Below are 15006 nucleotides of genomic sequence, written 5' to 3'. Positions count from 1 at the left end.
TCGAGGGGCATCGATCATGAGCGAACATACCGATCCATTGGCCGACCTGTCCGGTTCGCTGGGCAATGAGTACGACCAGTCGCGCACGGCCCAGCGCGAGCGCGTGGTCGCCGAGCTTCGGCAAGTGATCGAGCGCGTGCCGGAGCAGAGCGAATTCACCAACTCTCGCCGTTACCGCGTGTGGGGGCCTGTATGGCTGGTCGGTGCCCTGATTCTGTTCGGAATCGGCATCAGCATGCAGCGCACCGGGCCGATCGTGGCCACCGCCTTCATCGTGCTCATCGCCGCTGTTGTGACCTGGCAGCACCGCAACGCCGGTACCCAGGTGTTCATGCGCCTGACACGCCGTCAACTGTTCGTCGACACGTTGGACGCGCCGGTGGACTTGGCCCAAGTGCAGGACATCTCGGTCAAGGATGAAGGGCTGGTGATGATGCAGACGCTGGAGATGAGCAGCGATGCTGCATTGCCTACCCACCGAGTGGCGAGGCTGCAGTTCTTCGGTAACCAGGCCATGGTCCTGAAAAAGCCGCGCCCCCAGATCCGTATCATGTCGGCTGGGCTGGCGCAGAACGGACGCAAGCTGTCCAACGAAGAAGTGCTGGCCGTGCTGACGGCCTACTGCGATGCCGCCCACGCTCAGCGTCAGCTCGAGCTGCTGCAGGCCAATGGATAACTCCGGCGCCAATGACGACCTGGCCTACCTGCAGGTCCATGCCGTCGGGCCTGATGAGTCGTTCGAGCTGCGTGAGCACTCGCTGGGCAAGGCACTTGCGTGTGCAATCATCGGGCTGGTGGCACTTGGGCTCGGTGGCTGGCTCGCGAGCTTGCCGATGGTCTTCGGCCCGCAGACCTCCACCGCGGTGGTGGTGTTGCTATGGGCATTCGGTGCAGGGCTGGCCGGCATCGGGCTGGTGGCCCTGGTTTGCGCCTGGGCGCTGTATCAGCGCCATGGGCAGTGCGCACTGGCGGTGACCCGTGACACGGTCGGCTTCGCCAACGCCTTGGCCCCAGTACCATGGGAAGCGTTCGAGGCCTTCGATGTCGAACAACGGCGGCTGAGTACGCACCTGGTGTTCAGCCTTGCCGCGTTCGGTGCTGCACCTGTGCTCAAGGCCTCGAGCTTCAAAGCGCTGGCAGCCCCTGATGCCCAACTGATTGCCGGTGGCCTGCGGCTCAAGGTGTGGGCGTGTAACTTCACCCTGACCGGGCGCAGGCTCACACTGGCAGAACTGGTGGACGTGCTTTACCCCTACCTGCAGGCAGCACAGGCCAGGCGTACCTTGGCACAGTTGTTCCCGGCCGTGGCTCGCCAGGGTGATGCCCTGCGGCGGGCTGGGCCATGAGCAACGGGGCCATACGGCTGCTCAGGCGCCTGGGCTGGGGCTTGGCCCTGCTGCTGTTGCCGCTGCTGGTACTGGGGTGGAGCCAGGTGCAACTCTGGCGCCTCGAGGTGGCACAGGCGCAGGCTCAGGTGATGCGCCAGTGGCTGGATACGCCAAGCGACACGCTCTTGCAGGCCCTGCCCAAGGCCGAGCGTAACCCATACCTGCCCCAGGCAGACCGACGTGAGCGGCTTCAGCGTGAAGTGGACCGCTATGAGGCGGGCCTTGGCGGGCAGTCTCTGCGCAAGGTCCTGGCAGTCACGAGCGGCCTGCTGGCGGTTCTGGCCCTGCTCACTGCGGCAGGGGCGTGGCTCAGGCTCAGACTGGACGCCTGGCGGGCGCTGCGCTCATCTGAGTTCCTGCAGCAGCACATGACCCAGCGTTGGCGTGCCCTGGGCAAGTGGCTGGTACTGCATCTGGGCTTGCTGGCTGCCGCATTGAGCCTTGCCTTGCTGTACGAGCTGAGCGTTGCGACCAGCCGGGTGGCCGAGGGTGGGTTGACGGTGCTGTTCATCGTGTTGCCGCTGGCTTCGTGCGTGCTGGTCTGCCTGCAACTGGCCAGGCGGTTGCATCGACGCTGGCCGCTTGTACTCGATCAGGGCACGTCCTTTCTGGGCAGGGCGCTTGATCGGGACAGTGCACCGGGGGTATGGCGCTGGGTCGAGGGCCTGGCGGCGCAGCTTCAGGCACCGGTCCCCGACAACATCGTGGTTGGCCTCGATCAGGGCTTTTTTGTCACCAGCGTGCCGATTCTGCTTCAGCCTGCAGGCTTGCCGCTGGCAGGTCGCACGCTGTACTTGCCGCTGCCTTACCTGGGCATGCTCAGCCAGGCAGAAGCGGGTGCGGTCATTGGACACGAGCTGGGCCATTTCCGGCATCAGGATACCGAACGGGCCAGCCAGACCAATGCACAGTTCAGCATGATGCGCGCCCATTTCTCGGCGCTGGTGGGCGATGACGAGCCCGCGCCCTGGACGCAACGCCCGACGCTGTGGATGGCCTGGCAGTTCCTGCACCATTTCCAGCGTGCGGTACTGCACTGGGGACGGTCGCAAGAGCTGCTGGCAGACCAGGCAGGCGCTGCAGTCGGCGGACAACGGCTGTTTGCGCAGACCTTGCTGCGCATCATTGCGCTGCAGCCTGCGGTCGATACGGTGCTGGCGACGTGCGGTGGACAAGGTATCGATCGAGCCCTGCCTGGCTACCTTGAGCATCACCCGCTGCAGGTGGGCGACGAGGTGCTGGGTGCCGCCATGGCGCACCCCTTCGACACTCACCCTGCAGCCGCTTCCCGCCTGCAGGCGTTGGGTGTTGCGCCCGACCCGGCGCTGCTGTTCGCCGCTACCCGGGCACCGGGCGTCGAGGAGCGCCACTGGTTCGGCCGACTGTGAACGGGGGCGCGCGCTCAAGCCGATTGAGCGCGCCCAGGACACATCGGATTGATCCTTCACTTAATCTTTCCCATTCGCAGGTGTATCGTATTCGCCCTTCTTCATCAGCGCCTGCTGGTGAACTGTTTGTGCCGAACACGAGGTACCCGCTGCGATGTCCTTCACCCGTCGACAAATGCTCAAGGGCCTGACCGGCCTGGTTGTGGTTGGCCTGGGCGCGGGGGGCGCCGCGCGGTACTGGCTGGGCAAGGTCGAAGATGACAATGCCGGCCATGACTACGAGCTGATCGCAGCGCCCCTTGACGTCGAACTGGTCCCTGGACACACGACTCAAGCCTGGGCGTTCGGGCCCAGTGCCCCTGGGACCGAGCTGCGCGTGCGGCAGGGTACCTGGCTGCGCGTGCGCTTCATCAACCACCTGCCGATCGAGACCACCATCCACTGGCATGGCATCCGCTTGCCGCTGGAAATGGATGGCGTGCCGTATGTGTCGCAATTGCCAGTCAAGCCAGGGGAGTATTTCGACTACAAGTTCCGGGTGCCCGATGCCGGCAGCTACTGGTACCACCCCCATGTCAGCAGCTCCGAAGAGCTGGGCCGGGGCCTGGTGGGCCCGCTGATCGTCGAGGAGCGCGAACCCACCGGTTTCAAGCATGAGCGCACGCTCAACCTCAAGACCTGGCATGTGGACGAGCAGGGGGGCTGGATGCCGTTCAGCGTCCCGCGCGAGGCGGCGCGCAATGGGACGGCAGGGCGGCTGATCACCATCAACGGCCAAGCCGATGCCGTGACCGAGCTGCCGGCAGGGCAGGTGGTGCGCGTGCGCCTGCTGAACCTGGACAACACCTGGACGTACCGCATCAACCTCAAGGGCAACTGCGAAGCGCGGATCTACGCGCTCGATGGCAACCCCGTCACCCCCCGGCCATTGGAGGATGACTACTGGCTGGGGCCTGGCATGCGCATTTGCCTGGCGATCCGCATTCCCGAGGCCGGCGAAGAGATCTCCCTTCGCGATGGCTTCGTGCGCCTGGGCACCCTGCGCGCGGTGGCCAACCCGGATGCGCCCAGCGACTGGCCAGCGGCGCTGCCGCCCAACCCCATCGCCGAGCCGGACCTGGAAAACGCCGAAAAGCTCAACTTCAACTTCGAGTGGGCAGGCAAGGTGTCGGTCGGCACCGACCAGGGCAAGCCGCCGAGCCTGTGGCAGATCAACGGTCAGGCCTGGGACATCACCGACAAGACCTGCGCCGATCGCCCGATCGCGACGCTGACCAAGGGCAAGAGCTACATTTTCGAATTGAAGAACATGACCCAGTACCAGCACCCCATCCACTTGCACGGCATGAGCTTCAAGGTGATTGGTTCCAACCGGCATGACATCAAGGAGCCGTGGTTCACCGACACCTACCTGCTGGGCAAGAACGAGCGCGCCCAGGTTGCGCTGGTCGCCGATAACCCGGGCACCTGGATGTTCCACTGCCACGTCATCGACCACATGGAAACCGGCCTGATGGCCGCGATCGCGGTGGTCTGATGCGACCGCAGATCATCGACCGCAGCCATGACCAGACCTACATGCGCATGGCGTTGGCGTTGGCCGCCGAGGGCGCCCAGCTGGGCGAGGTGCCGGTGGGCGCTGTGCTGGTGCAGGACGGCCAGGTCATCGGCCAGGGCTTCAACCGCCCGATCACCGACAGCGACCCCAGCGCCCATGCCGAGATGGTGGCGATCCGCGCCGCCGCGCGGGCGGTCGGCAACTACCGCCTGCCGGGTAGCACGCTGTACGTGACCTTGGAGCCGTGCAGCATGTGCGCCGGCTTGATCGTGCATTCGCGGGTGATGCGCGTGGTCTTCGGCGCACTGGAACCCAAGGCCGGGATCGTGCAGAGCCAGGGCCAGTTCTTCGGGCAAGGCTTCCTGAACCACCGTGTGCTGGTGGAGGGGGGCGTGATGGCCGAAGCGTGCGGGCAAGTGCTCAGTGACTTCTTCAAGGCTCGCCGGGCCAAGCCGTGACGGGACCGGCTACAACGGCGCTGATTGCTCTGCCGGTTTAGCCTTGTTCACACCCGGTACATGCAGGTCGCCCTCGGCCACCTGGCCTTCGAGCTGAGGCTGGGTAACCCAGGTGAGAATGTCGTAGTAGCGGCGGATGTTGGCGACGAAGTGCACCGGTTCGCCGCCCCGCGCATAGCCGTACTTGGTCTGGCGGTACCATTGCTTCTGCGCCAGGCGCGGTAGCATCTTCTTCACATCCAGCCACTTGTTGGGGTTGAGCTTTTCGCGCTTGGCCAGGGTGCGCGCATCTTCCAGGTGGCCGCTGCCGACGTTGTAGGCGGCCAGCGCGAACCAGGTGCGGTCGGGCTCCTGGATGCTGTCGTCCAGCTCGGCCTTGATCTTCATGAAGTACTTGGCGCCACCCTTGATGCTCTGCTTGGGGTCCAGGCGGTTGGAAACCCCCATGGCCTGGGCGGTGCGCTGGGTCAGCATCATCAAGCCACGCACGCCGGTCTTGGAGGTGACCTCCGGCTGCCACATGGATTCCTGGTAGCCGATGGCGGCCAACAGGCGCCAGTCCACCTGCTCGACCTTGGCATAGCTCTTGAAATGCTTTTCGTACTTGGGCAAACGTTGCTGCAGGTGCTGGGCGAAGGTGTAGGCGCCCACATAGCCCAGTACGTCGACATGCCCGTAATAGCGGTCCTTCAGGCGCTGCAGGGTGCCATTCTTCTGGGACTTGTCGAGGAATTCGTTCACCTCGTTCAGCAGGCTGTTGTCCTCGCCTGCGGCGACGGCCCAGCGCTGGTCACGAGACTCGCCCAGGTCGAAGGCCACGCGCACATTAGGGAAGTACACCTGGTTCATGGCCAGTTCGTTGGAGTCGACCAGGGTAAGGTCGATCTGCCCTTCGTCGACCATGCGCAGCAGGTCGACCACCTCCACGGCATCGGATTCTTCGTATTGCAGGCCCGGGTACTGTTTTTTCAGCTCGGCCAGCTGATCGGCATGGCTGCTGCCCTTGAGCACCATGATTTTCTTGCCGACCAAGCCTTGGGCGCTGGTCGGGCGCGAGCGGCCATTGCGGTAGATGACCTGAGGCGTCACCTCAAGGTAGGGGTGAGAAAACTTCGCCTGGACCTGGCGCCGTTCGCTGCTGACAAGGCCGGCGGCTGCCAGCACCGGGCCGGACGGCTTGCCAAGGTCGTCGAACAGTTCGTCGAGGTTGTCGGCGGTCTCGATTTCCAGCTTCACGCCCAGGTCATCGGCAAAATGCTTGACCAGTTCGTACTCGAAGCCGGTCTCACCGTTGCGATCCTGGAAATAGGTGGCCGGGCTGTTGCGGGTGATCACGCGCAGCACACCGTCCTCCTTCACGCGCTCGAGGGTACTGGGTTTTTCAACGCAGCCACCAAGCAGCAGAAAGAGTCCGGTTGCGAAAAGCCATCTGGCGCAACGCTGGCGCAAAGCAGTGTGGGTGAACATAGGTTGCAGTATACGCAAAGGACTGGCCGTGCCATATCTCGACAACGGCTAGCTTGTCTGATAGCGCTTACTGGGGTTTGTCACTCGTGCGCACCGTCCAGCGCTGCGTTCATGGTCTGGTACAGGGTGCAGGCCCTGCATCAGAGCGATCACCCCCCCTTTTGCCAGCCCGGGCAGGCGCTGCCGATGAGCTGCCAACACGGCCCCTGACAAGTGGTCGAACCCCCGGAAATTTTGACCCGCCGGTCCGGTTCCGCCGCCCGGCAGCCATGCGCTACAGCGGGTGCCGCAAGCCAACGAATTAGGCTAGAATGCACGGCCTCCAAGCACACCCCTTCTGAGGCTGTCCCGACGATGTTGATCCTGCGCGGCGCTCCTGCCCTTTCTGCCTTTCGCCACGGTAAGTTACTCGAGCAACTGAGCCAGAAAGTCCCCGCTGTTACTGGTTTGTATGCCGAATTTGCCCACTTCGCCGATACCGACGGCGAGCTGACCGCCGACCAGCAGCAGGTGCTGGGCCGTCTGCTCAAGTACGGCCCGAGCGTACCGGTGCAGGAGCCCGCCGGTCGCCTGTTCCTGGTCGTACCGCGCCTGGGCACCATTTCGCCCTGGGCCAGCAAGGCCAGCGACATCGCCCACAACTGCGGCCTGCAGTCGATCCAGCGCCTGGAGCGCGGCATTGCGTACTACGTTGCCGGTGACCTCAGCGACGCCGAGGCCGAGCAGGTGTCGGCGCAGTTGCACGACCGCATGACCCAGCGCGTGCTGGGCCAGCTTGAGCAGGCCGCCGACATGTTCAGCCACGCCCAGCCAAGGCCCATGACGTCAGTGGACATCCTCGCCGGTGGCCGCGACGCTCTGGCCCAGGCCAACATCGACCTCGGCCTGGCATTGGCCGAGGACGAGGTGGACTACCTGGTCACCGCGTTCCAGGGCCTCAAGCGCAACCCCAACGACATCGAACTGATGATGTTCGCCCAGGCCAACTCCGAGCACTGCCGCCACAAGATCTTCAACGCCAGTTGGGACATCGACGGCCAGGCGCAGGACAAGAGCCTGTTCGGCATGATCAAGAACACCTACCAGATGCACAGCGAAGGTGTGCTGTCGGCGTACAAGGACAACGCTTCGGTCATCGTCGGCAACGTTGCTGGTCGTTTCTACCCGAACCCTGAAACCCGCCAGTATGGTGCGGTGCAGGAGCCGGTACACATTCTGATGAAGGTGGAAACCCACAACCACCCGACCGCCATCGCTCCCTTCTCCGGGGCATCGACCGGTTCTGGCGGCGAAATCCGTGACGAAGGTGCCACCGGCCGTGGCGCCAAGCCCAAGGCCGGCCTCACCGGCTTCACCGTGTCCAACCTGCGCATCCCAGGCTTCGAGCAGCCCTGGGAGCAGGACTACGGCAAGCCTGGCCGCATCGTCGACGCCCTCGACATCATGGTCGAAGGCCCGCTGGGCGGCGCTGCCTTCAACAACGAGTTCGGGCGTCCGGCCCTGACCGGCTACTTCCGTACCTTCGAGCAGTCCATCAACACCCCGCACGGCGAAGAAGTGCGCGGTTACCACAAGCCGATCATGCTGGCCGGCGGCATGGGCAACATCCGCGAAGATCACGTGCAGAAGGGCGAGATCACCGTCGGTGCCAAGCTGATCGTGTTGGGCGGTCCGGCCATGCTGATCGGCCTGGGTGGCGGCGCCGCTTCGTCGGTGGCCACCGGCGCCAGCTCGGCCGACCTCGACTTCGCCTCGGTGCAGCGCGAAAACCCCGAGATGGAGCGCCGTTGCCAGGAGGTCATCGACCGTTGCTGGCAGTTGGGTGAACACAACCCCATCGCCTTCATCCACGACGTGGGGGCGGGCGGTATCTCCAATGCGTTCCCTGAACTGGTGAACGACGGCGGTCGCGGTGGCCGCTTCGAGCTGCGCAACGTGCCCAATGACGAGCCGGGCATGGCCCCGCACGAAATCTGGAGCAACGAATCCCAGGAACGCTATGTACTGGCAGTCAGCGCCGAGGACTTCGAGCGCTTCCAGGCCATCTGCGAGCGCGAGCGCTGCCCGTTCGCAGTCGTCGGCGAGGCGACTGCCGAGCCGCACCTGACTGTGACCGACAGCCACTTTGGCAACACGCCGGTCGACATGCCGCTGGACGTGCTGCTCGGCAAACCGCCGCGCATGCACCGCTCGGTCAGCCGCGAAGCCGAGTTGGGCGACGACTTCGATCCGAGCACCCTGGACCTGGACAGCGCTGCGCAGCGCGTGCTGAACCACCCGGCCGTTGCCAGCAAGAGCTTCCTGATCACCATTGGCGACCGCACCATCACCGGCCTTGTGGCGCGCGACCAGATGGTCGGCCCCTGGCAGGTGCCGGTGGCTGACTGTGCCGTCACCGCCACCAGCTTCGACGTGTACACCGGTGAAGCCATGGCCATGGGCGAGCGTACCCCGCTGGCCCTGCTCGATGCCCCGGCTTCCGGGCGCATGGCCATCGGCGAGGTCCTGACCAACATGGCCGGCGCGCGTATCGACAAACTGTCCGACATCAAGCTGTCGGCCAACTGGATGTCGGCCGCCGGCCACCCGGGCGAAGACGCCCGCTTGTACGACACCGTCAAGGCTGTGGGCATGGAGCTGTGCCCAGAGCTGGGCCTGACGATTCCGGTCGGCAAAGACTCCATGTCGATGAAAACCAAGTGGAGCGAGGACGGCGTGGACAAGAGCGTGACCTCGCCGATGTCGCTGATCGTCAGCGGCTTTGCGCCGGTTACCGACATCCGCGGCACCCTGACCCCGCAATTGCGCATGGACAAGGGCGAGACGGACCTGATCCTGATCGACCTGGGCCGTGGCAAGAACCGCATGGGCGCGTCGATCCTGGCGCAGACCTACGGCAAGCTCGGTGCCCAGGCGCCGGATGTGGACGATGCCGAAGACCTCAAGGCGTTCTTCGCCGTCATCCAGGGCCTGAATGCCGACGGCCACCTGCTGGCCTACCATGACCGCTCCGACGGCGGCCTCTTCGCCACCGTGCTGGAAATGGCCTTCGCGGGTCACTGCGGTCTGGACTTGCACCTCGATCCGCTGACCGACAGCAAGGCCGACATCCCGGCCATCCTGTTCAACGAAGAGCTGGGCGCGGTCATTCAGGTGCGTCAGGACGCTACCCCGGACGTACTGGTCCAGTTCAGCGCCGCTGGCTTGGGTGAGCAGTGCGTGGCGGTGATCGGCAAGCCGGTCAACAACGCCGAAGTCTCCATCAGCCTGAACGGCGAAGTGCTGTTCGATGACGACCGCCGCATGCTTCAGCGCCAGTGGGCTGAGACCAGCTACCAGATCCAGCGCCTGCGCGACAACGCCGATTGCGCGGATCAGGAATTCGACCTGCTGCTCGAAGAAGACAACCCAGGGCTGTCGGTCAAGTTGGGCTTTGATGTCAACGACGACATCGCCGCGCCCTACATCAAGAAAGGCGTGCGCCCGCAAGTGGCCATCCTGCGTGAGCAGGGCGTCAACGGCCAGGTCGAAATGGCGGCTGCCTTCGACCGTGCCGGTTTCGCGGCCATCGACGTGCACATGAGCGACATCCTTGCTGGTCGCGTGGACTTCGAGGCCTTCAAGGGCTTGGTCGCATGTGGCGGCTTCTCCTACGGCGACGTGTTGGGTGCAGGCGAGGGCTGGGCCAAGTCGGCCCTGTTCAACAGCCGTGCGCGTGATGCCTTCCAGGCGTTCTTCGAGCGTAACGACAGCTTCGCCCTGGGGGTGTGCAACGGTTGCCAGATGATGTCCAACCTGCACGAGCTGATTCCGGGCACCGAGTACTGGCCGCACTTCGTGCGTAACCGCTCCGAGCAGTTCGAGGCGCGGGTGGCCATGGTCGAGGTGCAGAAGTCCAACTCGATCTTCCTGCAGGGCATGGCCGGCTCGCGCATGCCGATCGCCATCGCCCACGGCGAGGGCCATGCCGAGTTCGCCAGTGAAGAGGCCTTGCTGGAGGCCGATGTGTCCGGTTGCGTGGCGCTGCGTTACGTGGACAACCACGGCAAGGTCACCGAGGCCTACCCGGCCAACCCCAACGGCTCGCCACGCGGTATCACGGGGCTCACCAGCCGCGACGGCCGCGTGACCATCATGATGCCGCACCCGGAGCGTGTGTTCCGTGCCGTGCAGAACTCGTGGCGCCCGGATGAGTGGCAGGAAGATGCGGCGCTGATGCGTATGTTCCGCAATGCGCGGGTGTGGGTGAACTAAGGCGTGTACAAGCTCGCCTTCTTCGTCCCTGCCAGCCATGTGGAGGTGGTCAAGGCTGCTGTGTTCGCCGCAGGTGGTGGGCACATGGGTGATTATGACCACTGTGCTTGGCAGACCTTGGGCCAGGGCCAGTTTCGTCCATTGGACGGCAGTTCGCCGTTTCTTGGGCGGGCGGGTCAGGTCGAGGTGGTGGAGGAGTGGAGGGTGGAGCTTGTGGTGGGCGATGACCTGATTCGTCAGGTTGTTGCTGCGCTCAAGCAGAGTCATCCGTATGAGACGCCGGCCTATGAGGTTTATCGGTTGGTGGACTTTTAATGCTCGTCGTGGTGGGTGAGGGGTGAGTTAGCCTCTTACAGGTTGGGTCGGGAGTTTTGATGGGTTTCGATATCCTGCCTGATGATGTGGAAGTTCTAAGTTCTAAGTTCTAAGTTCTGAGTTCTGAGTTCTGAGTTATATATTTAGAACTTGAATGCTTAGGTGTGGGTGTTGATAAAGTGTTCAGTCCATTTGCGATGGCGACGCTTAATCACCTTTTCGCCCTTACGGCGAGTCACTTTTTGTCAAACGCGACAAAAAGTAACCAAAAAACGCTGCGCTCCATTCATACTGCCCCTACGCTGCGCTTCGGGGTTCCCTCACTCCGGTCTTGCTCCCGGGAGGACCGCGCTGTAGGCCCCATCCTGGGGCCCAGCGCTTGACAGGCATCCATGCCTGTCACCTCCCTCCGCAAGACCTGCGTTCGGCCTTCTGAAGTCGCGAAGATCAAGATCAAGATCAAGATCAAGATCAAGATCAAGATCAAGATCAAGATCGAGCGCCGCACATAGTTATACATGTCCTGTAGGAGCGGCCTTGCGCCGCGATGGGCCGCTCTCACATGGATATCGAGTAATATTTAAATGATGCGCGCGCATTAAATAACTACATTAAGTTTACAGCCTGCTGTTGCTGTTGCTGTTGCTGTTGCTGTTGCTGTTGCTGTTGCTGTTGCTTCTAAGCGCACGGTAGTTCAGGCGCCGCAGATCGCGACTTCAGGAGGCCGAGCGCAGGGCTTGCGGAGGGAGGTGACGGGCATGGATGCCCGTCAAGCGCTGGGCCCCAGGATGGGGCCTGCAGCGCGGTCCTCCCGGGAGCAAGCCCGGAGCGAGGGAACCCCGAAGCGTAGCGTAGGGGCCGGATGATAGGAGCAGGCGGTTTTTGCTTACTTTTTGACAAGACAAAAAGTGAGCCGCCGTAAGGGCGGAAGGGTGACTGTGCGCCACCCGCGCCAATGAATACCAACTCGATATATGTGCCAATGCTTTGAAGTTTGAAGTTTGAAGTTTGAAGTTTGAAGTTTGAAGTTTGAAGTTTGAAGTTTGAAGTTTGAAGGTTGAAGGTTGAAGGTTGAAGTTGAAGTTGAAGTTGAAGTTGAAGTTTGATTGGGTTGGTGTGGGTATTGATAGAGCGCATAGTCCATTTGCGATGGCGACGCTTAATCACCTTTTCGCCCTTACGGCGAGTTACTTTTTGTCAAACGCCACAAAAAGTAACCAAAAAAGGCTGCGCTCCGTTCATACGGCCCCTACGCTGCGCTTCGGGGTTCCCTCACTCCGGTCTTGCTCCCGGGAGGACCGCGCTGTAGGCCCCATCCTGGGGCCCAGCGCTTGACAGGCATCCATGCCTGTCACCTCCCTCCGCAAGACCTGCGTTCGGCCTTCTGAAGTCGCGAAGATCAAAAGCAAGATCAAGATCAAGCGCCGCACATAGTTATACATGTCCTGTAGGAGCGGCCTTGCGCCGCGATGGACCGCTCTCACATGGATATCGAGTAATATTTAAATGATGCACGCACATTAAATAACTACATTAAGTTTACAGCCTGCTGTTGCTGTTGCTGTTGCTGTTGCTGTTGCTGTTGCTGTTGCTGTTGCTGTTGCTTCTAAGCGCACGGTAGTTCAGGCGCCGCAGATCGCGACTTCAGGAGGCCGAGCGCAGGGCTTGCGGAGGGAGGTGACGGGCATGGATGCCCGTCAAGCGCTGGGCCCCAGGATGGGGCCTGCAGCGCGGTCCTCCCGGGAGCAAGCCCGGAGCGAGGGAACCCCGGAGCGTAGCGGAGGGGCCGGATGATAGGAGCAGGCGGTTTTTGCTTACTTTTTGACAAGACAAAAAGTGAGCCGCCGTAAGGGCGGAAAGGTGACTGTGCGCCACCCCCGCCACTGAATATCTAATCGATACAAGCGCCCCCGCAAAACTCCTATCTCACATAAAACATAAAACATAAAACATAAAACATAAAACATAAAACATAAAACATGGACTATAGAATCTGGAACTTGAAACTTAAGGTTGAATAACCTACGTAGTCCCCCCCAGAACCCAATCAAACCGTCCCAATCTCCCCCCCATCCTCCCGCTGAATCACCACCGTGGAAGACCGCGGCCTAACCCGCTTCCCCCCAACAGCCCCCTCGGTAGCATCCTCCGAAACTGGCCAATTCCCCGGATGCTGAATATTGACAAACAACGTCCTGTTATCCGGCGTAAACGCAATCCCCGTCACCTCACACCCGTTGGGCCCCACGAAAAACCGCCGCAACCCCCCTTGGTTCTGCCCATTGACCGGCACCTGCCGCCCCGCCGCATCCACCAGCAGACCTGGAATCACCGCCAACAGCTGGTCGTTGGTGTAGTCACTGACCGTCGACTCACTGTTGTCCGTCTCGAACCACAGCACCCCGCGACTATCGAATCGCATCCCGTCAGGGCTGGCGAACTGGTTGAGTTCCGTCAGTCCAGAACGGTTGATCTCGGCCCCACCGCCCGCATTGGCGCCAAACACGAAGATGTCCCAGGTCAAGCGCAGGTGATCGTCGCTGTCATGCCAGCGAATGATATGGCCATGACGGTTGGGCCCGCGTGGATTGACCGCGTCGACCTTGTCCGGCGTGCGCGTACTGTTATTGGTCAGTGTGAGGTACACATCGCCGTTGAGCGGATTGACAGTGGTCCACTCCGGCCGATCCATCGGCGTAGCGCCCACGGCGTCGGCAGCGCCACGGGTATTGAGCAAGATGCCCGGCAGGTCACCAAAGCGCGCACCCAGCGTGCCACCCTCGGTGGTAGGGGTAAGCACGTCCAGCGGTAACCATACCCCCGTGCCATCGGCCTCGAAGCGAGCCACGTACAGCGTGCCGTGGTCGAGGTACTTGGCCCCTGTGGTCAGGCGGTTGGCAGCCTGAGCGTCGGCGGGGTCCCACGGTGCCTGCGACACCCACTTGTAAAGGTATTCGTTGTTCGAATCGTCACCCATGTACCAGACCAGAGGCTTGCCAGCGACTGGCACGCCCGGTGCACAGCCTTCGTGACGAAAGCGACCCAGCGCCGTGCGCTTGGTGGCCAGGGTGGTGCGGTCATACGGGTCGATTTCGACGATGTAGCCGTAAGTACTGGCTTCGTTGCGGTAATCCTCCAGTGCACTGGTGCCTTTGGCCGTTACATCGAATCTGGCAAACTCGCCAGCGTCTTCACCGCTATCACCCGCGGCGCTTTCCCACTGGTACTGGCTGCTGGAGGTGGCCACGCCCAAGCGGCGCTGATCCTCCGGGCACGTACCGTGGTTGACGAAAATGCCTGGCCAGTTCTCTTCGCAGGTGAGGTAGGTGCCCCAAGGCGTGTAGCCATTGCCACAGTTGTTGTTGGTGCCACGGCAGTGGGTGCCGGCAGTGGAGTATGGGGTCTTGACATGAGCGGTGCCGCGCAGCGGGCCGCTGATGTGCATGGGCGAGGCGGTGGTGAAACGCCGGTTCAGTGGATCGTTCTCCACCACCTGCCAGTGGCCATGCACGTTGCGCAGGCGTACCACGCCAGCGCCATGTGCGTTGATTTCCTTGCGAACTTCTTCTGGCGGCCGCTTGCCGTTAGCTGCCCTGGTGGGGCCGGCCGGGTGCAAAGCTGCAGGGTCGATGTACTCGAAGTTAATGGCTAACAGGCCATCATCCGAGCTGCCATCGATGGGGAAGAAATGCATGCCGTCATGGTGCATGCCCATGGCGTTGGCCTGGTCGACAGCGGTATTGCTGCCGTCAGGCTTCCAGGGCGCGGCTTTCCGGTTGAGTGGTGTTCCCCAGGGGGCCAGGACGCGTGCACGATAGCCCTTGGCAATGGTGCACGCATCGGTGCGTGACCCGGGGATCGAGTCGAAGCCCAGCGTCAGCCCTGACCTGGCAGCGTTACCGCTGGCCGACACACCAGGGCCGGCAGGCCTGCGAATCTCAGCCCCATTGACACAACCGCCCAAGCCGGTGCCGGCGATCAAGGTGACGGCGGCGGCCAGACCGCCGCGCATCACACTGCGTCGGCTCAGGTAAATGTCCATGACAGTGGCCATGGCCGTGTTGGTGCCGGGGTTTCGGTCCAGGTTGTCGCCGGTATCACGACTCATCACATGTCCTTGGGTTGCAGAATTGATCCAGACCGCACTCTAGTGGGCAATTGTGATATTTCGTTTGCAG

General features: G+C 62.6%; 9 protein-coding genes. 7 read left to right on the top strand and 2 right to left on the bottom strand.

Translation table 11 applies throughout. The features are described 5' to 3' along the window. Positions 1-16 precede the first annotated feature (16 nt). The 5 genes from MOP87_RS16115 (at position 17) to tadA (ending at position 4792) form a co-directional block, all read left to right on the top strand. Complete coding sequence (locus MOP87_RS16115) at positions 17-676, top strand: hypothetical protein (protein ID WP_027913806.1); 660 nt, start codon at positions 17-19, stop codon at positions 674-676. Next, on the top strand, positions 669-1346 hold the full coding sequence (locus MOP87_RS16110) for a hypothetical protein (protein WP_242809802.1): 678 nt from the start codon (positions 669-671) through the stop codon (positions 1344-1346). Before MOP87_RS16115 ends, MOP87_RS16110 begins: the two co-directional genes overlap by 8 nt. Next, positions 1343-2776: a M48 family metallopeptidase gene (locus MOP87_RS16105; protein WP_059183676.1), complete on the top strand. Its 1434-nt coding sequence runs from the start codon at positions 1343-1345 to the stop codon at positions 2774-2776. Before MOP87_RS16110 ends, MOP87_RS16105 begins: the two co-directional genes overlap by 4 nt. A 154-nt stretch (positions 2777-2930) precedes the next feature. Continuing rightward, positions 2931-4313 (top strand): multicopper oxidase family protein, encoded by a 1383-nt coding sequence (locus MOP87_RS16100; protein WP_028687082.1) that lies wholly within the window; start codon positions 2931-2933, stop codon positions 4311-4313. After that, complete coding sequence (gene tadA / locus MOP87_RS16095) at positions 4313-4792, top strand: tRNA adenosine(34) deaminase TadA (protein WP_023533384.1); 480 nt, start codon at positions 4313-4315, stop codon at positions 4790-4792. Before MOP87_RS16100 ends, tadA begins: the two co-directional genes overlap by 1 nt. Before the next feature lie 9 nt (positions 4793-4801). Here tadA and mltF read toward each other — a convergent pair whose 3' ends face one another. Continuing rightward, positions 4802-6259: a membrane-bound lytic murein transglycosylase MltF gene (gene mltF / locus MOP87_RS16090; RefSeq protein ID WP_028687083.1), complete on the bottom strand. Its 1458-nt coding sequence runs from the start codon at positions 6257-6259 to the stop codon at positions 4802-4804. A 354-nt stretch (positions 6260-6613) separates the two neighbouring features. Between mltF and purL the strand changes: the two genes are divergently transcribed. Together purL and MOP87_RS16080 are read left to right on the top strand one after the other, a co-directional pair. Further along, the gene (gene purL, locus MOP87_RS16085) at positions 6614-10513 is read left to right on the top strand and encodes a phosphoribosylformylglycinamidine synthase (RefSeq protein WP_027913811.1); all 3900 of its coding nucleotides are present in this window, start codon (positions 6614-6616) and stop codon (positions 10511-10513) included. A gap of 3 nt (positions 10514-10516) precedes the next feature. Next, positions 10517-10828 carry an NGG1p interacting factor 3 protein, NIF3 gene (locus MOP87_RS16080; RefSeq protein WP_027913812.1) on the top strand — a complete coding sequence of 104 codons (312 nt, stop codon included), beginning with the start codon at positions 10517-10519 and terminating at the stop codon, positions 10826-10828. Between the two features lie 2047 nt (positions 10829-12875). Here MOP87_RS16080 and MOP87_RS16075 read toward each other — a convergent pair. After that, on the bottom strand, positions 12876-14936 hold the full coding sequence (locus MOP87_RS16075; RefSeq protein WP_242809801.1) for a PhoX family phosphatase: 2061 nt from the start codon (positions 14934-14936) through the stop codon (positions 12876-12878). Between the last annotated feature and the right edge of the window lie 70 nt (positions 14937-15006).

It is taken from the genome of Pseudomonas sp. I3-I5, assembly GCF_022699445.1.
Classification (GTDB): domain Bacteria; phylum Pseudomonadota; class Gammaproteobacteria; order Pseudomonadales; family Pseudomonadaceae; genus Aquipseudomonas; species Aquipseudomonas fulva.
The sequence above is the reverse complement of the archived record's forward strand: the minus strand, read 5'-3'. Positions and strand labels throughout refer to the sequence as shown.